Source organism: Pseudomonas sp. RP-B7 (assembly GCF_059803535.1).
Genome location: NZ_JAPFHC010000019.1, coordinates 51,491 through 68,088 on the forward strand (window position 1 = coordinate 51,491; position 16,598 = coordinate 68,088).

Annotated in this window: 21 protein-coding genes; 4 read left to right on the forward strand and 17 right to left on the reverse strand. The window is 61.8% G+C overall.

From position 1 onward, the window contains the following. Nucleotides 1–103: 103 nt before the first annotated feature. The 9 genes from OPU96_RS18025 to OPU96_RS18065 form a co-directional block, all read right to left on the reverse strand. Nucleotides 104–427 (reverse strand): DUF3392 domain-containing protein, encoded by a 324-nt coding sequence (locus tag OPU96_RS18025; protein WP_010207241.1) that lies wholly within the window; start codon nt 425–427, stop codon nt 104–106. 18 nt (nt 428–445) lie between these two features. Then, the gene (gene hemW / locus OPU96_RS18030) at nt 446–1,648 is read right to left on the reverse strand and encodes a radical SAM family heme chaperone HemW (protein ID WP_498559443.1); all 1,203 of its coding nucleotides are present in this window, start codon (nt 1,646–1,648) and stop codon (nt 446–448) included. After that, on the reverse strand, nt 1,645–2,238 hold the full coding sequence (gene rdgB / locus OPU96_RS18035) for an RdgB/HAM1 family non-canonical purine NTP pyrophosphatase (RefSeq protein WP_101273418.1): 594 nt from the start codon (nt 2,236–2,238) through the stop codon (nt 1,645–1,647). The genes hemW and rdgB overlap by 4 nt, the downstream gene beginning before the upstream one ends. Then, the gene (locus OPU96_RS18040; protein WP_226454558.1) at nt 2,235–2,672 is read right to left on the reverse strand and encodes a DUF4426 domain-containing protein; all 438 of its coding nucleotides are present in this window, start codon (nt 2,670–2,672) and stop codon (nt 2,235–2,237) included. Before OPU96_RS18040 ends, rdgB begins: the two co-directional genes overlap by 4 nt. Nucleotides 2,673–2,693: 21 nt before the next feature. After that, complete coding sequence (gene metW / locus OPU96_RS18045; protein ID WP_105521094.1) at nt 2,694–3,314, reverse strand: methionine biosynthesis protein MetW; 621 nt, start codon at nt 3,312–3,314, stop codon at nt 2,694–2,696. 7 nt (nt 3,315–3,321) lie between these two features. Further along, nucleotides 3,322–4,461 (reverse strand): homoserine O-succinyltransferase MetX, encoded by a 1,140-nt coding sequence (metX, locus tag OPU96_RS18050; protein ID WP_192301250.1) that lies wholly within the window; start codon nt 4,459–4,461, stop codon nt 3,322–3,324. Between the two features lie 225 nt (nt 4,462–4,686). After that, a complete protein-coding gene (locus OPU96_RS18055; protein WP_226454557.1) occupies nt 4,687–5,274 on the reverse strand; it encodes a YggT family protein in 588 nt (195 codons plus the stop codon). A gap of 23 nt (nt 5,275–5,297) precedes the next feature. After that, nucleotides 5,298–6,116 carry a pyrroline-5-carboxylate reductase gene (proC, locus tag OPU96_RS18060; protein ID WP_226454556.1) on the reverse strand — a complete coding sequence of 273 codons (819 nt, stop codon included), beginning with the start codon at nt 6,114–6,116 and terminating at the stop codon, nt 5,298–5,300. A 33-nt stretch (nt 6,117–6,149) separates the two neighbouring features. Continuing rightward, nucleotides 6,150–6,836, reverse strand: a complete 687-nt coding sequence (locus OPU96_RS18065) for a YggS family pyridoxal phosphate-dependent enzyme (RefSeq protein ID WP_192301253.1) — start codon at nt 6,834–6,836, stop codon at nt 6,150–6,152. Between the two features lie 57 nt (nt 6,837–6,893). Between OPU96_RS18065 and OPU96_RS18070 the strand changes: the two genes are divergently transcribed. Continuing rightward, nucleotides 6,894–7,928 carry a type IV pilus twitching motility protein PilT gene (locus OPU96_RS18070; RefSeq protein WP_226454555.1) on the forward strand — a complete coding sequence of 345 codons (1,035 nt, stop codon included), beginning with the start codon at nt 6,894–6,896 and terminating at the stop codon, nt 7,926–7,928. Nucleotides 7,929–8,066: 138 nt separating this feature from the next. Here the strand turns inward: OPU96_RS18070 and OPU96_RS18075 are convergent, their stop codons facing one another. Next, a complete protein-coding gene (locus OPU96_RS18075; RefSeq protein WP_226454822.1) occupies nt 8,067–8,705 on the reverse strand; it encodes a C40 family peptidase in 639 nt (212 codons plus the stop codon). Between the two features lie 250 nt (nt 8,706–8,955). Between OPU96_RS18075 and OPU96_RS18080 the strand changes: the two genes are divergently transcribed. Beyond that, entirely contained in the window at nt 8,956–9,384 is a 429-nt protein-coding gene (locus OPU96_RS18080; protein ID WP_226454554.1) for an NINE protein, read from the forward strand. A 139-nt stretch (nt 9,385–9,523) separates the two neighbouring features. On the opposite strand, the gene OPU96_RS18085 is transcribed toward OPU96_RS18080, so the two are convergent. The 7 genes from OPU96_RS18085 to gshB all read right to left on the reverse strand — a co-directional run bounded on the left by OPU96_RS18085 (nt 9,524) and on the right by gshB (nt 15,531). Then, the gene (locus OPU96_RS18085) at nt 9,524–10,795 is read right to left on the reverse strand and encodes a dihydroorotase (protein WP_226454553.1); all 1,272 of its coding nucleotides are present in this window, start codon (nt 10,793–10,795) and stop codon (nt 9,524–9,526) included. Continuing rightward, nucleotides 10,792–11,796, reverse strand: coding sequence for an aspartate carbamoyltransferase catalytic subunit (locus OPU96_RS18090; protein ID WP_192301257.1), 1,005 nt, complete (start codon nt 11,794–11,796; stop codon nt 10,792–10,794). The genes OPU96_RS18085 and OPU96_RS18090 overlap by 4 nt, the downstream gene beginning before the upstream one ends. A gap of 24 nt (nt 11,797–11,820) precedes the next feature. Further along, entirely contained in the window at nt 11,821–12,327 is a 507-nt protein-coding gene (gene pyrR / locus OPU96_RS18095; RefSeq protein ID WP_226454552.1) for a bifunctional pyr operon transcriptional regulator/uracil phosphoribosyltransferase PyrR, read from the reverse strand. A 73-nt stretch (nt 12,328–12,400) separates the two neighbouring features. Then, complete coding sequence (gene ruvX / locus OPU96_RS18100) at nt 12,401–12,838, reverse strand: Holliday junction resolvase RuvX (protein WP_003195067.1); 438 nt, start codon at nt 12,836–12,838, stop codon at nt 12,401–12,403. Beyond that, nucleotides 12,838–13,407, reverse strand: coding sequence for a YqgE/AlgH family protein (locus OPU96_RS18105; protein WP_192301259.1), 570 nt, complete (start codon nt 13,405–13,407; stop codon nt 12,838–12,840). Before OPU96_RS18105 ends, ruvX begins: the two co-directional genes overlap by 1 nt. Nucleotides 13,408–13,594: 187 nt before the next feature. Beyond that, nucleotides 13,595–14,500: an energy transducer TonB gene (locus OPU96_RS18110; RefSeq protein ID WP_305391681.1), complete on the reverse strand. Its 906-nt coding sequence runs from the start codon at nt 14,498–14,500 to the stop codon at nt 13,595–13,597. 77 nt (nt 14,501–14,577) lie between these two features. Continuing rightward, the gene (gshB, locus tag OPU96_RS18115; RefSeq protein WP_226454550.1) at nt 14,578–15,531 is read right to left on the reverse strand and encodes a glutathione synthase; all 954 of its coding nucleotides are present in this window, start codon (nt 15,529–15,531) and stop codon (nt 14,578–14,580) included. A gap of 239 nt (nt 15,532–15,770) precedes the next feature. Between gshB and pilG the strand changes: the two genes are divergently transcribed. Both pilG and pilH read left to right on the forward strand, forming a co-directional pair. Continuing rightward, the gene (gene pilG, locus OPU96_RS18120; protein WP_026137140.1) at nt 15,771–16,178 is read left to right on the forward strand and encodes a twitching motility response regulator PilG; all 408 of its coding nucleotides are present in this window, start codon (nt 15,771–15,773) and stop codon (nt 16,176–16,178) included. A gap of 46 nt (nt 16,179–16,224) precedes the next feature. Beyond that, the gene (gene pilH / locus OPU96_RS18125) at nt 16,225–16,590 is read left to right on the forward strand and encodes a twitching motility response regulator PilH (protein WP_034101258.1); all 366 of its coding nucleotides are present in this window, start codon (nt 16,225–16,227) and stop codon (nt 16,588–16,590) included. The last annotated feature ends 8 nt before the right edge of the window (nt 16,591–16,598 follow it).

A 16,598-nucleotide genomic window follows, 5' to 3' on the forward strand; every position in this document is an offset into this window, starting at 1 on the left:
GGCTTGCTCGCGAATGCGGTGGATCAGTCGACATCTTCAGTGACTGAAAGTCCGCATTCGCGAGCAAGCCCGCTCCCACATTTGTTTCTCGGTGTGCTCGGGACTAGCGGCGGTCGGCGACTACGCCGATCAACACCAATACGACCACCAATACCGGCGCCAGGCTGTAGTTATTGAACTGGCTCAACCCCCGCACAATCCACGGCGTGGCGTAGATCAACGCCGCACCGCTGCCAATCATGCACAGCAACGCCATCAACGGTACGCGCAACGCACCGGCCACGCTGCCCAGGCGGGCTTCGACCCAGCCTTTGATGTCGGCGCCAAACAGCACCAGCAAACAACCGACGAGGGCCAGGGAGATTTCCGATAGGTTGCTACGGCTCCAGCGGGATACGGTGGCGAGCAGGTCGAGTACCAAATCCATTCGATTTCCTTAAGAGCTTCAGCTCAAAAACGTCTGCAACAGGTCATTGAGAAAGAGTTGCCCGCGGTCGGTCGCCGCCAGGCGTGACGGTTCGACCTGCATCAGGCCACTTTGTTCGGCCTCACGGCGGCCTTCGTTGAGGCTGGCCAGGTCCAGCCCGGTACGCTCGGCGTAGAGCCTGGCTTCGACACCTTCGGTGAGGCGCAGGGCGTTCATCAGGAACTCGAACGGCAACTCTTCGTTGGTCAGCTCTTTCGCTCCGGCCTGGAAGTTTTTGGCCGGGTTGAGGTAGTCCTTCGGTGCACGGGTCTTCCAGGTGCGCACAATGCGCCCGTCCGGATGGCTGAGCTTGCCGTGGGCACCGGCGCCGATGCCGATAAAGTCGCCAAAGCTCCAGTAGTTCAGGTTATGCCGCGCCGGGCGACCCGGTTGGGCATAGGCCGACACTTCATATTGCGCGTAACCATGCTCGGCAAGCAGGGCCTGGCCGGCTTCCTGGATGTCCCATAGCGTGTCGTCTTCCGGCAACGCCGGCGGCTGGTTCCAGAACACCGTGTTGGGCTCCAGGGTCAGCTGATACCACGACAAATGCGTGGGCTTGAGCGCGATGGCCTGGCGCAGGTCGCTCAGAGCATCATCCAGGGACTGGTTGGGCAAACCGTGCATCAGGTCGAGGTTGAAGTTGTCGAACCCGGCCTGGCGCGCCATGCCCGCAGCCCGAACGGCTTCATCGCCATTGTGGATACGCCCCAGGGCCTCAAGCTTTTCCTGCTGGAAGCTCTGGATGCCAATCGACAGGCGATTGATCCCCAGCTTGCGGTACGCCACGAACTTCTCTTGCTCGAAGGTACCGGGGTTGGCTTCCAGGGTGATCTCGATGTCGCCGGCAAACGGGATGCGCGCTTCCACGCCCTTGAGCAGGCGGCCCAATGCTGCGGCGCTGAACAGGCTTGGCGTGCCGCCGCCGAAGAAGATCGAACTCAGCTCGCGCCCATACACGGCATGCAGGTCCTTATCGAGGTCGGCGAGCAAGGCGTCCACATAATCTTCTTCCGGCAGCACTTTGCTGGCGGTGTGGGAGTTGAAGTCGCAATACGGGCATTTGCGCACACACCACGGGATGTGGATGTACAGCGCCAGGGGCGGCAGCAGGGGCAGGGCCGCCCGAGGGGTTTGCGCGCCGCCGTGGATCAGCGGCTGCGCAGAGGTGTTCTGGGTCATTTCAGGCTCAAGCGTTGGCGCAGCAAATCCATTGCGCGGGCGCGGTGGCTGATCTGGTTCTTGTCGGCCGGGCTCAGCTCGGCGCTGGAGACATTACGCTCTGGCACCCAGAACAGTGGGTCATACCCAAAGCCATGTTCGCCGCTGGCCGCATGCAGGATGCGCCCGTGCCACAGGCCTTCGCAGAGGATCGGCAATGGATCGTCCGCATGGCGCACCAGGGCCAGCACGCAGACGAACTGTGCGCCGCGCAGCGCGTCCGGTACGTCCTTGAGGGCGTCCAGCAGCTTGGCGTTGTTGGCCGCGTCGCCTTTGCCATCGGCATACCGCGCCGAATAGATGCCGGGGGCGCCGCCGAGGAAGTCCACCGCCAGGCCCGAGTCGTCGGCCAGTGCCGGCAGGCCGGAGATGCGTGCGGCGTTGCGCGCCTTGAGGATGGCGTTCTCGACGAACGACAGGCCGGTTTCTTCCGGCTCTACCTGGCTGAACTCGCCAATCGAGCGCAATTGCACCGATTCGCCGAGCATGGCCTGCAGTTCCTTGAGTTTGCCGGCGTTATGGCTGGCCAGTACGAGTTGAGTCAGGTTCATTTGTCGGCCGGGAACAGTTCTTGGTTGAATTGGAAGCTATGGGCTTTGCCGCCGGTTTCAACGTTGATGGTAAACGTCTTGTATTCACGCTGCGTCACGGAGTAAGGCGCCAGGTAGTTGATCCCGCCTTTCTCGTTGATCTGCTTGAAGGTCAGGATCTCGCTCTTGCCGCCCAGGTCCTTGATGGTGCCGGTCACTTGCGCCGCCACTGGGGTCACGCCCTTGATCACGGTCACGTTGATCAAGCCTTTCTCCTTGCTGCGCACCACGCCGATGTTCTGGGCGGTTTCCGGTTGCAGGAAGCTGGAGGTGAAAGTGTTGTAGTGGACGGTGATGTCACCGAAGTCTTTCTTGCGGTTAGCGTCGATAGCGTCCGCTGCGATGGCGCTGGTGCCCAGGCATGCGGTCAGTAGAAAAATAGCCAAGCGACTCATGATCATCCCTCTTGAAAATGATTAGACGGCAATCTTGTGATCCGTCAGGCCAGGACTGCTGACCCGGTAAATGCCGATTTCGCCCAACAGGTTGGGCCATAGCTTGCTTGCCCAGCCGTGGCGGTGCTGTTGATCGACCGCAAGGCGGTTGATCACCTTGGCTTCACGCTCACCGCACAAGGCTTCGAAGTCTTCGAAGGTGCAGAAGTGGATGTTTGGCGTGTTGTACCACGTGTATGGGAGGAAATCCGAGACCGGCATACGGCCCTTGGTGGCCAGGTACCAACGGCAACGCCAATGCCCGAAATTCGGGAAGGTGATGATGCACTGGCGGCCCACGCGCAGCATTTCGTCGAGGATGCGGTCCGGGTAGTGCACCGCTTGCAGGGCTTGGGTCATCACCACGATGTCGAAGCTGTTGCTGGCAAAGTTGCCCAGGCCCTTGTCCAGGTCCTGCTCGATCACGTTGATGCCCTTGGCCACGCACTGGGCGATGTTGTCCGGGTCATTTTCCAGGCCGTAGCCGGTGACTTGCTTGTTGTCCCGCAGCCAGCTCAGCAGTTCGCCATCACCGCAGCCCAGGTCGAGCACGCGGCTGCCGGCGGGGATCCATTCTTGGATGATGTCCAGGTCGGCTCTCATGGCTTTCTCACAATACGATTCGGTTCATGTAGTTGCTGAACGCTTGCAGGTAGCGCGGGATCGGGATCAGGAAGGCATCGTGGCCTTGCGGAGCGTCGATCTCCAGGTAGCACACGTCTTTGCGCGCGGCCATCAGCGCGTCCACCAGTTCGCGCGAGCGCGCCGGCGAGAAGCGCCAGTCGGTGGTGAACGACATCACGCAGAACTTGGCCTTGGCGCCTTCGAAGGTTTTCGCCAGGTCGTCGTCAAAGTTGGCGGCCGGGTCGAAGTAGTCCAGGGCCTTGGTCATCAGCAGGTACGTATTGGCGTCGAAACGCCCGGAGAACTCCTCGCCCTGATAACGCAGGTAGCTTTCCACCTGGAACTCGACACTGTGGAAGTCGTAGTTGAGCTTTTCGCTCTTGAGGCCACGGCCGAATTTCTCGCCCATGGAGTCGTCGGACAGGTAGGTGATGTGCCCCACCATCCGCGCCAGCATCAGGCCGCGTTTGGGGATCACGCCCGCTTCCTGAAACGAACCACCGTGGAACTCGGGGTCGGTGAGGATGGCCTGGCGCGCCACTTCGTTGAAGGCGATGTTCTGCGCCGACAGCTTGGGGGCCGAGGCGATTGCCAGGCAATGGCGCACGCGATCCGGGTAGGTGATGGTCCATTGCAGCGCCTGCATGCCGCCGAGGCTGCCGCCGATCACCGCCGCCCACTGGTTGATGCCCAGCAGGTCGGCCAGGCGCGCCTGGCTGTGCACCCAGTCTTCCACGGTGAGCACCGGGAAGTCGGCGCCGAACGGCTTGCCGGTTTCCGGGTTGAGGCTGCTGGGGCCGGTGGAACCGTTGCAGCCGCCGAGGTTGTTCAGGCTGACCACAAAGAACTTGTTGGTGTCGATGGGTTTGCCGGGACCGATGCAACTGTCCCACCAGCCGGGCTTGCGCTCGTCGACCGAGTGGAAACCGGCCGCGTGATGATGTCCGGACAAGGCGTGGCAGATCAGCACGGCGTTGCTCGCCGTAGCGTTCAGTTGGCCGTAGGTTTCATAGATCAGGTCGTAGGCGGGCAGCGAACGGCCGCAGGCCAGGGCCAGCGGTTCGCTGAAGTGCGCCACTTGGGGCACGACCAGTCCAACAGAATCGGGGGGAAAGGCAGCTGGCATCGACCCTGCTCTCGTTTAAATGAGGCGTAAGTCTAAAGAGCGGGGGGGCTAGCGGCAAGCAAACCCCTGAACCCGTTCACAGAAACAAAATGTGGGAGCTGTTTGTGTGGGAGCGGGCTTGCTCGCGAAAGCGGTGGGTCAGCCACTCATCTGGTGACTGACACTCCGTATTCGCGAGCAAGCCCGCTCCCACACAAGCTCGCTCCCGCATTTAGGTGTTGCGTGTCAGATCAACCCGAACAGCATCTTGGGCATCGCGGCAAATTCAGCCAGGTACGGGATCACCCAACCCTGGATCAGCTGGATTGCGATAAACGCGAAGATCGGCGAGATGTCCAGGCCACCCAGGTTCGGGATCAACCGACGGAACGGTGCCAGCACCGGCTCGGTGATCTGGTACACCAGCTCGGCGCCAGGGCTGCGGCTGCCCGGTGCGACCCAGGACAGAATCACGCTGATGATCATCGACCAGAACAGAATCTTCAAAAACAGCGAGAAGATGCCGATCAGTGCCCACGGCAACAGCAGCACGGTGTAGGGCAGGAAGCCCTTGAGCAGCAACACCACCGCAAACAGCAGGATCTGCAACAGCAGCGCCAGTACCAGCGACGACATGTCCAGCCCGAACATGCTCGGGACTACCCGACGCAGGGGCTTGAGCAGCGGCTGGGTCGCCTTGACCACGAATTGGCACAGCGGGTTGTAGAAGTTCGCCCGCACCAGTTGCAGGATAAAACGCATCAGCACGATCAGCAGGTACAGGCTGCCCAGTGTCTGGATGATGAAAATAAGCGCGTCATTGAGTCCGAGCATGTTTGATTCCTTGAAGGGGACGACTATTTGCCCAGCTGCTCGGCCATTTCTGCCGAACGATGTGCTGCGGCACCCAGTGCTGTTTCCACCAGGGCTTCAAAGCCCCCGGCCTGGAACGATTCGATGGCGGCTTGGGTCGTGCCGCCCGGCGAGGTCACGCGACGGCGCAGTTCGGCGGCGTCGACGTCGCTGGTCACGGCCATCCTGGCTGCGCCCAGTGCGGTCTGCTCGGCCAGTTGCTTGGACACTTCCTGTGGCAGGCCCAGTTTGACGCCGGCAGCGGTCATGGCTTCGATCAACAGGAAGAAGTACGCCGGGCCGCTGCCGGACACGGCGGTGACCGCATCCAGTTGCTGTTCTTGCTCCAGCCACAGGGCGATGCCCACGGCGGACAGTAGCTCCTGGGCCTGATCGCGCTGTACGGCGCTGACGGCGTCGGTGGCATACAAACCGCTCACGCCCTGGCGCAGCAGCGAAGGGGTGTTGGGCATGCAGCGCACGATCGGCTGGGCACCGAGCCAGGCGGTCATGCTCGCGCAGGTAATCCCGGCGGCGATGGACACTACCAACTGCTGCGGTTGCAGGCTCGGGCGCAGGCTTTCGCACACGGCCTTCATGGCCTGTGGCTTGACCGCCAGCACGATCACATCGGCGCCCTGGATGGCCTCGGCATTGTCGGCAAAGGTTTCGATACCGTGCTCGGTGCTGACGCGGGCGCGGGTTTCGGCACCGGGGTCACTGGCGCGGATCTGCGCGGCGTCCAGGCCCTTGGCCCGCAGGCCGCCGATCAGGCTGGCCGCCATGTTACCGGCGCCGATAAAGGCAATACGCGTGTCTCTCATGACAGGTCCTTATTCAGTGAAAAGTCAGCCGCTTCACGGCTGGCCGTAGTCGCGGGCGCCAAACAGTGCAGTACCGATCCGCACCCAAGTGGCGCCTTGGGCGATGGCCGACTCAAGGTCATGGCTCATCCCCATGGAAAGTGTGTCCAGCGGCAGATTCAAGCTGGCTTGCAGCTCGCGCACCGTGGCGAAGGCTGCATCTTGCGCGGCGCGATCTTCAGTCGGCTCGGGGATCGCCATCAACCCACGCAACTTCAAGCGCGGCAGAGCGCTGATCGCCTCGGCCAGGGCCGGCAGGTCGGCGGGCGTACAGCCGGACTTGCTGGCTTCACCACTGACGTTGACCTGGATGCAGATATTCAGCGGTGCCAGGTCGGCAGGGCGTTGTTCGGACAGGCGTTGTGCGATTTTCAGGCGTTCCACGGAATGCACCCAAGCGAAGTTCTCGGCGATAGCGCGCGTCTTGTTCGATTGAATGGGGCCGATGAAGTGCCAACTCAAGGGCAGGTCGGTTAATTCGGCCTGTTTGCCCAGGGCTTCTTGCAGGTAGTTTTCGCCAAAATCGCGCATGCCGGCGGCATAGGCTTCCCGCACGGCTTGGGCGGGTTTGGTCTTGCTCACGGCCAGCAGGTGGATGCTGCTGGCGTCACGTTGCACGGCGTCGGCTGCGGCGCGGATCCGCTGGCTAACCAGATCGATGTTGTCTGCTATCGTCGACATTCAAGATGCGCCCGTGGATATGGAGTCCGCGGCATTCTACTGGAAATGGAAAGCCCTATGGATATCACTGAACTGCTCACGGCCTGCGTGCGCCGTGGCGCCTCCGACCTGCATTTGTCGGCTGGCCTGGCGCCGATGTTGCGTGTGGACGGCGAGGTCTGGCCGCTGGATTGCCCGGCACTCTCACCGCCCCAGGTGGCGGATCTGCTCAGCCCTTTGCTCAATCAATACCAGCAAAAGGATTTCGAAACATCTCTTGATACAGATTTCGCTTTCGAACTGCCCGGCGTGGCACGGTTCCGGGCGAACGTGTTCCGCCAGGACCGTGGCATGGGCGCGGTGTTTCGCAGCATTCCCAGTCAGGTCCAGAGCCTGCAGAGCCTTGGCCTGGGTGAGGTGTTCCAGCGCATAGCCCAACTGCCGCACGGGCTGGTGCTGGTCACCGGGCCGACCGGCTCGGGCAAGTCCACCACCCTGGCGGCGATGATCGACTACCTCAATCAGCATCGACGCCAGCACATCCTCACCCTGGAAGACCCCATCGAATTTATCCACAGGCCGAAAACCGCGCTGATCAACCAGCGCCAGGTGCATCGCGATACCCTTAGTTTTTCTACGGCCTTGCGCTCGGCGCTACGCGAAGACCCGGATGTGATCCTGGTAGGCGAGTTGCGCGACCTGGAAACCATCCGCCTGGCGCTGACCGCCGCCGAGACCGGGCATCTGGTGTTCGGCACCCTGCACACGGCATCGGCGCCCAAGACCGTGGACCGGCTGGTGGACGTGTTCCCGGCCGGCGAAAAAGCCATGGTCCGCGCGATGCTGTCGGAGTCGTTGCAGGCAGTGGTGTCGCAGGTGCTGGTGAAGAAGGTTGGCGGCGGGCGGGTGGCGGCGCACGAGATCATGCTGGGTACACCGGCGATCCGCAATTTGATCCGCGAGGACAGGGTGGCGCAGATCGTCTCGGCGATCCAGACCGGCGGGGCACTGGGAATGAAGACGCTCGATATGAGCTTGAAGGCGTTGGTGGGCGAGGGGCTCGTCAGCCGCGAGGATGCGCGGGAGAAGGCGAGGGTGCCTGGTGATATATAGCGCTTGAGAACAATGAAAACCAAATGTGGGAGCGGGCTTGCTCGCGAATGCGGAGTGTCAGTCAGCTCATCTGGTACTGATACACCGCATTCGCGGGCAAGCCCGCTCCCACATTTTGTACTGCATTGCAGCTTGAAATCAGCGTTGCACAACCCGCAGGTTGTTCTGCTCTTTGGGCAAAACCCGCTTGGCGATCACGTAGTTCTTGTCCCAGAACGGCTTCTTCAGCGTGTCGATGCTCACCGACTTGCCACGACGCGGCGCGTGGATGAAGCGGTCGTTGCCCAGGTAGATGGCAACGTGGTTGACCTGACGGCTCTTGAGCTTGAAGAACAACAGGTCGCCCGGCTTCAGGTCCTTGCGATCAACCTTTTGCCCGTGGCCGGCGGCCATGGCGTTGGACGTGCGCGGCAAATCCACTGCGGCAACGTCGTTGAACGCATATTTCACCAAACCGCTGCAATCGAAGCCTTTACTTGGGCTGCTGCCGCCCCAACGGTAGGGAGTACCGAGCACATTGACGGCGCGGCTGAGTACATTGCTGCTTTGCTTGGTGTTGTTCAGCGCCAGTGAGTTATGAAGGGCCTTGCCGTGAACCTTGCTCACTTGAGTAGGTCGGTTGACGGTCGGCTTTTCTCTTTTGGCGGTGGCTGGTGTGCTGTGAACTTTAGGGGTGAAACCGTTGACGTTCGGAAGTCGTTGCTCACGATTGGTGGCGTGGGCGGCCAGTGGCATTAATAGGCAAATGGTTAGCCATGTCTTGAAAAATGGTCGCATTAGGCGTGGCTCTTTTTGGTTTGCGCGCAACTTTATAACAGCTTTTTTTGCCGTTATCAGGCCGTTTGTCGACTGAACCTTGGGGTCAAAATCAGGAAAAACGCGACGAAACGCCGCAATTGTCCTACACAAGTCAGGTGGCATAAGGCTTTCAGGGGAGGGAAGATACCATTTGCCGTACGTCGGGCGCCTGTAAAAAAGTCACAAAGAAAGTGAAAAAATTTATCTATCGAGTGAAAAGAGGTACGCCATGAACACCTATCGACAGGCAATTTCGCAGCCCGACACCCATAGCAAGGTGATCGGCTACCTGCTCTGGATTTTCGGTTTCACCGGATCGCACCGTTTTTATTACGGCAAACCCGTGACAGGTACGATCTGGTTCTGCACCTTAGGTTTGCTGGGGATTGGCTGGCTGATCGACCTGTTCCTGATCCCCGCCATGGACCGTGAAGCCGACCTGCGTTTTACCGCCGGGCCCATCGAATACAACGTGGCCTGGGTGCTGTTGACGTTCCTGGGTGTGTTCGGCGTGCACCGCATGTACCAGGGCAAATGGATCAGCGGTTTGATCTACCTGCTGACCGGCGGCTTGTTCCTGGTGGGGGTGCTGTATGACTTCTGGACGTTGAATACGCAGATTTCGATTCGCAATGCCGAGCGCAATGGCGGCCGCTGAGTTTCTTTCTAGGGGCATACACGGAACTGAATGTGGGAGCGGGCTTGCTCGCGAATGCGGTGGATCAGTCAACATCTTCAGCGACTGACACTCCGCATTCGCGAGCAAGCCCGCTCCCACATTTTTTACCCTGCCCGCTTTAGGCCTGGTAGCTGATCCGACCGTCGACCAGGGTGTAGCGCACCGTCGCCGGCAGGCTGTGGCCAATGAACGGGCAGTTTTCACCCTTCGACAGCCAATGCTCCCCGGCAACGGTGGAACTGGCCGGGTCAAACAGCACCAGATCCGCCGCCGAACCCACCGCGAGCTTACCCGCTGGCAAGCGCAGGGCGTCGGCAGGACCCGCGCTCAAGCGTGCCAGCAGCGTCGGCAAATCGAGCAAGCCTTCCTCAACCAACGTCATCGCCAGGGGCAACAACAGCTCAACGCTGCTGATCCCCGGCTCAGTCGCGCCAAACGGTGCCAACTTGGCATCGCGTTCGTGGGGCTGGTGGTGGCTGGAAATCGCCGAGACCACCCCGGACTTCACCGCCGCCCGCAGACCATCACGGTCGGCACGGGTGCGCAGGGGCGGCTGCACGTGGTACAGGCTGGAGAAGTCGATCAGCGCTTCGTCGGTCAAGATCAACTGATACAACGCCACATCCGCCGTCACCGGCAAGCCACGGGCCTGGGCCTGGGCGATCAGGGCCACGCCCCGCGCGCTGGTCAACTGGCTGAAGTGCGCGCGCACGCCGCTTTGCTCGACCAGCAGCAGGTCGCGGGCCAGGGCCACGGTCTCGGCGGTCTCGGGGATGCCGGGCAGGCCGAGGAAGCTGGCCACGGCACCTTCATGGGCCAGGCCACCTTCGGCGAGGTCGCGGTCCTGGGAATGGAAGATCACCGTCAGGTCGAAGGTGGCCGCATATTCCAGGGCGCGGCACAGGGTGCGAGTGCTGCGAAAGCTTTCCAGGCCGTTGCCGAAGGCCACGCAACCGGCGTCGCGCAGGGCGATCAGTTCGGCGAGTTGTTCGCCTTCCAGGCCTTTGCTCAGGGCGCCGATGGGGAACACTTTGCAGTTGCCGGCTTCACGGGCGCGGTCGAGGATCAACTCGGTCACCGCCGAGGTGTCCAGGATCGGCTTGGTGTGCGGCGGGCAGCACAGGCTGGTCACGCCACCGGCAGCGGCGGCGCGGGTTTCGCTGAGGATGCTGCCTTTGCGGCTGTAGCCCGGCTCGCGCAGGGCGACGTTGAGGTCGACCAGCCCGGGCGCGGCCACCAGGCCTTTGGCGTCGATGGTTTCAACGGCGCTGAAACCGGCCGGGGCGGCGCCGATGGCGATGATCTTGCCGGCTTCAAGATGCAGATCGGTGACTTGATCCAGGCCACTGGCCGGATCGATGACGCGGGCGCCGAGGATGCTGAGCTTCACTGGGCGTTCTCCTGCTCGAATTGACGTTGCGCGGTTTGCCCGCTCATGGCCATGGACAATACGGCCATGCGCACGGCGATGCCGTAGGTGACCTGGTTGAGAATCACCGACTGGGTGCCGTCGGCCACCGCCGACTCAATCTCTACCCCACGGTTGATCGGGCCGGGGTGCATCACGATGGCGTCCGGCTTGGCACCGGCCAGGCGCGCAGTGGTCAGGCCGAACAGGCGGTAGAACTCACCTTCGCTCGGCAGCAGGCCACCGGCCATGCGCTCGCGCTGCAGGCGCAGCATGATGACCACGTCCACATCCTTGAGGCCTTCGGCCATGTCGGTGTAGACCTTCACACCGTATTGCTCGATGCCGATGGGCAGCAGGGTTTTTGGCGCGATCACGCGGATGTCCGGGCAGCCCAGGGTTTTCAGGGCCAGCATGTTCGAGCGCGCAACCCGCGAGTGCAGGATGTCGCCGACGATGGCCACCGACAGGTTTTCAAAGCTGCCCTTGTGCCGACGGATGGTGAGCATGTCGAGCATGCCCTGGGTCGGGTGGGCGTGACGGCCGTCGCCGCCGTTGATGATCGCGACCTGCGGGCACACGTGCTCGGCGATGAAGTGCGCGGCGCCGGAGTCGCCGTGGCGCACCACGAACATGTCGGCGGCCATGGCTTCCAGGTTGCGCAGGGTGTCGAGCAGGGTCTCGCCCTTGCTCGCCGACGAGGTCGACACGTTCAGCGTGATCACGTCGGCCGACAGCCGTTGGGCCGCCAGTTCAAAGGTGGTGCGGGTGCGGGTGGAGTTCTCGAAGAACACATTGCAGATGGTCTTGCCGCGCAGCAGCGGGACCTTCTTCACCGCGCGGCCGCCGACTTCAAGGAACGAGTCGGCAGTGTCGAGGATTTCGGTGAGCAGTTCGCGGGGCAAACCGTCGAGGGACAAGAAATGTTGCAACTGACCCTGAGCATTGAGCTGCAGCGGGCGCTTGGCATCTAGAGGCGTCATCGCGGGGACTCTTTACAAGGCGGTTTAAAGGGCAAGGTCTTGCAGTTCGAGTTCGAGCGGCGTGGGACCGGACAATTTTACCCGCTGGTGGGGTTCCAGCGACAGCGTTGCGCCGACCACATCCGGGCTGATCGGCAATTCGCCGGCGTCCAGGTCCAGCAGACAGACCAGGGTCACGCTGGCCGGGCGGCCGTAGTCGAACAGTTCGTTCATGGCGGCGCGGATGGTGCGCCCGCTCATCAGCACGTCGTCGATCAGTACCAGGTGCTGGCCTTCGATCTCGAACGGCAGGGCCGATGGGCGCACTTGCGGATGCAGGCCGTTCTGGCTGAAGTCGTCCCGGTAGAACGACACGTCCAGGGTGCCGAGGGGCGCGTCGCTGCCCAATTCTTCCAGCAATGCCTGGGCGACCCACACACCGCCAGTGCGAATGCCGATGAAGCGTGGTTCGCTGATGGCGCGGTGTTGCAGATGGGCCGTGAGGTTTTTGGCCATTTGGCTGATCAGTTCGGCGGGGTTCGGCAAGCTCATGCAGGCTCCTTCAGGACCTTGGCGCAGGCAAGGTCCGGGCTCAAACGTAAAAAGACGCGGCAAGCCGCGTCAGTCAGGATTCAAATAAAGCGGTGTTTTCATCCAGCCAGCCCTGCAACAGCAAGGCGGCGGCGATGGCGTCCACCGGGTTGTCGCGGTAGCTGCCTTTCTGGCCGCCACGGTCGCGGCGTTCACCTTTGGCTTCAAAGGTGGTGAGGCGCTCGTCGTGGGTATAGAAAGGCAGGTTGTAGCGGCCATTGAGGCGGCGGGCGAATTTTTCGGCGCGCAGGCACATGTCGCTTGGGGTTCCGTCCATGTTCAGCGGCAGGCCGACCACGACGGCGTCGGGCTTCCACTCCTTGATCAGGGCTTCGACCTGGTTCCAGTCCGGTACGCCGTTCTGGGCTTTCAAGGTGCACAGCTCGCGGGCCTGGCCGGTGATCACCTGGCCGACCGCTACGCCGATCTGTTTGGTGCCGTAGTCAAAACCGAGGATCAGACGCAAAGCCATCAGGCGTGCCCCGCCTGGCTGGTCAGCAGGCTGAGGTTGACCCGCAGCTTGGCCGCAGCGGCGTCAAGGCGCAGTTCCACGGGGGTGTTGAACAGGATGTCGGCGTCGAACGGGCAGGTCAGCCAGGCGTTGCTGGCCAGTTCGGCCTCCAGCTGGCCAGCTTCCCAGCCGGCGTAGCCGAGGGTGATCAGGCTGTGCTCGGGCCCCACGCCGTCGGCGATGGCGAACAACACATCCTGGGACGTGGACAGCGACACGCCGTCCAGGTCGACCGTGGCCTGGAACTTCGGCCCGGTGGGGTGCAGGACAAAACCGCGATCGGTCTGCACCGGCCCGCCGATGTAGATCGGCACGCCCTGGCAGCGAGCCGGCGGGTCGGCTTCGGGGCGCAGTTGCTCAAGAATGTCCGCCAGGTTCAGCTCTTGCGGGCGGTTCACCACCAACCCCATGGCACCATTGGCGGTGTGCTCGACAATGTAGGTCAAGGTCTGCGCAAAGTTCGGGTCGGCCATGTGAGGCATGGCGATCAGGAATTGGTGCTTGAGGTAGGTCGGGCTGACGTTTTTCATGTCCGCTAGTGTGGCGTTGGAGGGGCGAACTGACAAGCCTGGCGTGTAGTGAGCGGGCTTGCCCCGCGCTGGGTGGCGAAGCCGCCCCAAACGGTACGCCGCGGTGTTTCAGAAAGACCGAGGTGAATGGATTGGGGCGGCTTCGCCACCCAGCGCGGGGCAAGCCCGCTCACTACAAGTGTCTGATTTAGTTGCTGGAGAGGCGGTCGCCCTTGGCAAACTTCCAGGTGCGGATGATTTCCAGGCGGTCGACGTCGTTCAGGTCGCCGGTAAACGGTGCAAAAGGTGCGGCCAGGCGCACGATGCGCTGGGCGGCCTGGTCCAGCAAGGGCTGGCCGGAGGACTCGAGTACCAGCACTTCATATAACGAACCATCGCGGTTGATCGACACCAGTAAGCGCAAATTGCCATAAATCTGCTGGCGACGGGCCTCTTCAGGATAGTTGAGGTTACCGATGCGCTCGACCTTCTTGCGCCACTCATCCTTATACCAGGCGCCCTTGTCACGCATGGTCGAGGCGGCATTCAGCCGGTAGATGCGCGGGCGTTTGGCGTACAGCTGTTGTTCGTTGGCCAGTTCGGCTTCGAGGCTGGAGATTTCGTCGGTCAGCGTCGAACTGTCGAAGGTCGGCGCCGGCTTGACGGGCTGGGGCTGCGGCTCGGTCTTGGCTTTTTCGCGTTGCACCGGCGCTTTCTGCGGTTTTGGCGCGACGGTGGTCACGGTGGGCTTGGGTACCGTCTGCTGGACCTCGGGCTTGGGCGTCGGCGGTGGGCTGACTTTGTTGACCTTGTTGTCCTGGAATGGCGCCACTTGCGTAGTCTTGGGCACCGCTTTCTTGTCCAGGGTGCCGCTGCCTTGCTGGTTGTCCTGGGCGAGAAAATCGGCCTTCTCGGGCTTCTTTTCGCTCTTGAACGTGGCGAGGGTGATTTCCAGGGTCTTGGTGATCTGCTTGGGTTCGACCATGGTGAAACCCACGCCGAGGAGCAGGGCCAGGTGAATCAACGCAGCCAGGAACAGGGTAAATCCGAGCCGATCAGCCGGGCGCACCCTGCTGTGGGAGAGTTCGGGGGGCAGTTCGGACGGGAGTGTCATGACAGAGGAACCAACATCGCGCGTTTCACAGGTGGCGCATGATAACGCAATGTTGGTTTGTGTCCGGCTGTTCTATGTCACTTGGCTTGTAGCTTGCGATCGATGGCAGCCATCAGCATTTCGCCGATATTGGTGCCGAACGCGTTGTCGATCTCGCGGATGCAGGTCGGGCTGGTGACGTTGATTTCGGTCAGGTGCTCACCGATCACGTCCAGGCCTACAAACAACAGGCCTTTTTCCCGCAGGGTTGGTCCGACTTGGGAGGCGATCCAACGATCCTTGTCCGACAGCGGCCGTGCTTCGCCACGTCCACCGGCCGCCAGGTTGCCACGGGTCTCGCCGGCTGCCGGGATCCGCGCCAGGCAGTAATCCACCGGCTCGCCGTCGATCATCAGGATGCGCTTGTCGCCGTCCTTGATCGCCGGCAGGTAAGCCTGGCCCATGATCTGCTGGGTGCCCAGGGCGGTCAGGGTCTCCAGGATCACCGACAGGTTCGGATCGCCGGCGCGGTGACGGAAGATCGACGTACCCCCCATGCCATCCAGCGGCTTGAGGATTACATCACCGTGCTTGGCGGCAAATTCACGCAACACGTCGGCACGGCGGCTGACCACGGTCGGCGGCGTGCATTGTGGGAACAGGGTAGCGAACAGCTTTTCATTGCAGTCGCGCAGGCTTTGCGGTTTGTTGACGATCAACACACCGGCGCGTTCGGCCTGCTCCAGCAGGTAGGTGGAGTAGACGAACTCCATGTCGAACGGCGGGTCCTTGCGCATCAGGATCACGTCCAGGTCGCTCAGGGAACTGTCGGTTTCGTCTCCCAGTTCGAACCACTTCTCGGGGTTGGCAAACACCTGCAGCGGGCGCATGCGCGCGCGGGCCTCGCCGTCGCCCTGGTACAGGTCGCGCTGTTCCATATAGAACAAGGTCCAGCCGCGGGCCTGGGCGGCCAGGAGCATGGCCAGCGAGCTGTCCTTTTTATAGGAAATGCTGGCGATAGGGTCCATGACAATGCCGACGCGAACGCTCATGGGGGATTTCCTCTAGCAAATTAGGGCGCATAAAAGTGGCGTCAGAGTGGCGCTGCGGCTGTTGTGGGTCAAGGAAAAACCACCTGGCCGGTTGCTCGATAGATTGCGCCCGGAGACTGTGCTAAAAAGACTGCCACAGCGCAGCAGCCCTTGAGATCCAAGGCTTGCGGCACTCACCCTGTGAGACGTCAGGCAGTACACACCGAAAACCGATTCGCTGTGGCGATGGTAGAGCAGATATGGAACAGCATTCCAACGCCTTGAGAGTGATGGTGATCGACGATTCAAAGACGATCCGCCGTACCGCCGAGACCCTGTTGAAGAACGCGGGGTGCGAGGTCATCACGGCCATCGACGGTTTCGATGCCCTGGCGCGGATTGTTGATCATCACCCGCACATTATTTTTGTCGACATCATGATGCCGCGCCTGGATGGCTACCAGACCTGCGCCCTGGTGAAGAACAACCCGGCGTTCAAGTCGATCCCGGTGATCATGCTGTCCTCCAAGGACGGCCTGTTCGACAAGGCCAAGGGGCGTATCGTCGGTGTCGATCAGTTTTTGACCAAGCCTTTCAGCAAGGAAGAACTGCTGGGCGCGATCAAGGCCTACGTGCCTGCCTTCGCCGCAGTAGAACAAGCACACTGACACCGCCCCACAAGGGCCGGCGTCTACCAAGTTAGTGGGGAAAACCATGGCACGTGTTCTGATCGTCGACGATTCGCCGACTGAAATGTACAAATTGACCGGCATGCTGGAAAAGCATGGCCACGAAGTCCTCAAGGCCGAAAACGGCGCAGACGGCGTGGCCCTGGCCCGCCAGGAAAAACCTGATGCCGTCCTCATGGACATCGTGATGCCGGGCCTCAATGGCTTCCAGGCCACCCGCCAGCTGTCCAAGGAGCCGGAAACCAACGGCATCCCGATTATCATCATCACCACCAAGGATCAGGAAACCGACAAGATCTGGGGCGCGCGCCAGGGCGCCAAGGATTACCTGACCAAGCCGGTGGATGAAGACACCCTGATCGCCACCCTGAACAAGGTGTTGGCCGGCTGACGGCAGGC

Coding starts and splice junctions, on each gene's coding strand:
- OPU96_RS18025 (WP_010207241.1), bottom strand. CDS start 427: ATGGATTTGGTACTCGACCTGCTCGCCACCGTATCCCGCTGGAGCCGT.
- hemW (WP_498559443.1), bottom strand. CDS start 1,648: ATGACCCAGAACACCTCTGCGCAGCCGCTGATCCACGGCGGCGCGCAA.
- rdgB (WP_101273418.1), bottom strand. CDS start 2,238: ATGAACCTGACTCAACTCGTACTGGCCAGCCATAACGCCGGCAAACTC.
- OPU96_RS18040 (WP_226454558.1), bottom strand. CDS start 2,672: ATGAGTCGCTTGGCTATTTTTCTACTGACCGCATGCCTGGGCACCAGC.
- metW (WP_105521094.1), bottom strand. CDS start 3,314: ATGAGAGCCGACCTGGACATCATCCAAGAATGGATCCCCGCCGGCAGC.
- metX (WP_192301250.1), bottom strand. CDS start 4,461: ATGCCAGCTGCCTTTCCCCCCGATTCTGTTGGACTGGTCGTGCCCCAA.
- OPU96_RS18055 (WP_226454557.1), bottom strand. CDS start 5,274: ATGCTCGGACTCAATGACGCGCTTATTTTCATCATCCAGACACTGGGC.
- proC (WP_226454556.1), bottom strand. CDS start 6,116: ATGAGAGACACGCGTATTGCCTTTATCGGCGCCGGTAACATGGCGGCC.
- OPU96_RS18065 (WP_192301253.1), bottom strand. CDS start 6,836: ATGTCGACGATAGCAGACAACATCGATCTGGTTAGCCAGCGGATCCGC.
- OPU96_RS18070 (WP_226454555.1), top strand. CDS start 6,894: ATGGATATCACTGAACTGCTCACGGCCTGCGTGCGCCGTGGCGCCTCC.
- OPU96_RS18075 (WP_226454822.1), bottom strand. CDS start 8,705: ATGCGACCATTTTTCAAGACATGGCTAACCATTTGCCTATTAATGCCA.
- OPU96_RS18080 (WP_226454554.1), top strand. CDS start 8,956: ATGAACACCTATCGACAGGCAATTTCGCAGCCCGACACCCATAGCAAG.
- OPU96_RS18090 (WP_192301257.1), bottom strand. CDS start 11,796: ATGACGCCTCTAGATGCCAAGCGCCCGCTGCAGCTCAATGCTCAGGGT.
- pyrR (WP_226454552.1), bottom strand. CDS start 12,327: ATGAGCTTGCCGAACCCCGCCGAACTGATCAGCCAAATGGCCAAAAAC.
- ruvX (WP_003195067.1), bottom strand. CDS start 12,838: ATGGCTTTGCGTCTGATCCTCGGTTTTGACTACGGCACCAAACAGATC.
- OPU96_RS18105 (WP_192301259.1), bottom strand. CDS start 13,407: ATGAAAAACGTCAGCCCGACCTACCTCAAGCACCAATTCCTGATCGCC.
- OPU96_RS18110 (WP_305391681.1), bottom strand. CDS start 14,500: ATGACACTCCCGTCCGAACTGCCCCCCGAACTCTCCCACAGCAGGGTG.
- gshB (WP_226454550.1), bottom strand. CDS start 15,531: ATGAGCGTTCGCGTCGGCATTGTCATGGACCCTATCGCCAGCATTTCC.
- pilG (WP_026137140.1), top strand. CDS start 15,771: ATGGAACAGCATTCCAACGCCTTGAGAGTGATGGTGATCGACGATTCA.
- pilH (WP_034101258.1), top strand. CDS start 16,225: ATGGCACGTGTTCTGATCGTCGACGATTCGCCGACTGAAATGTACAAA.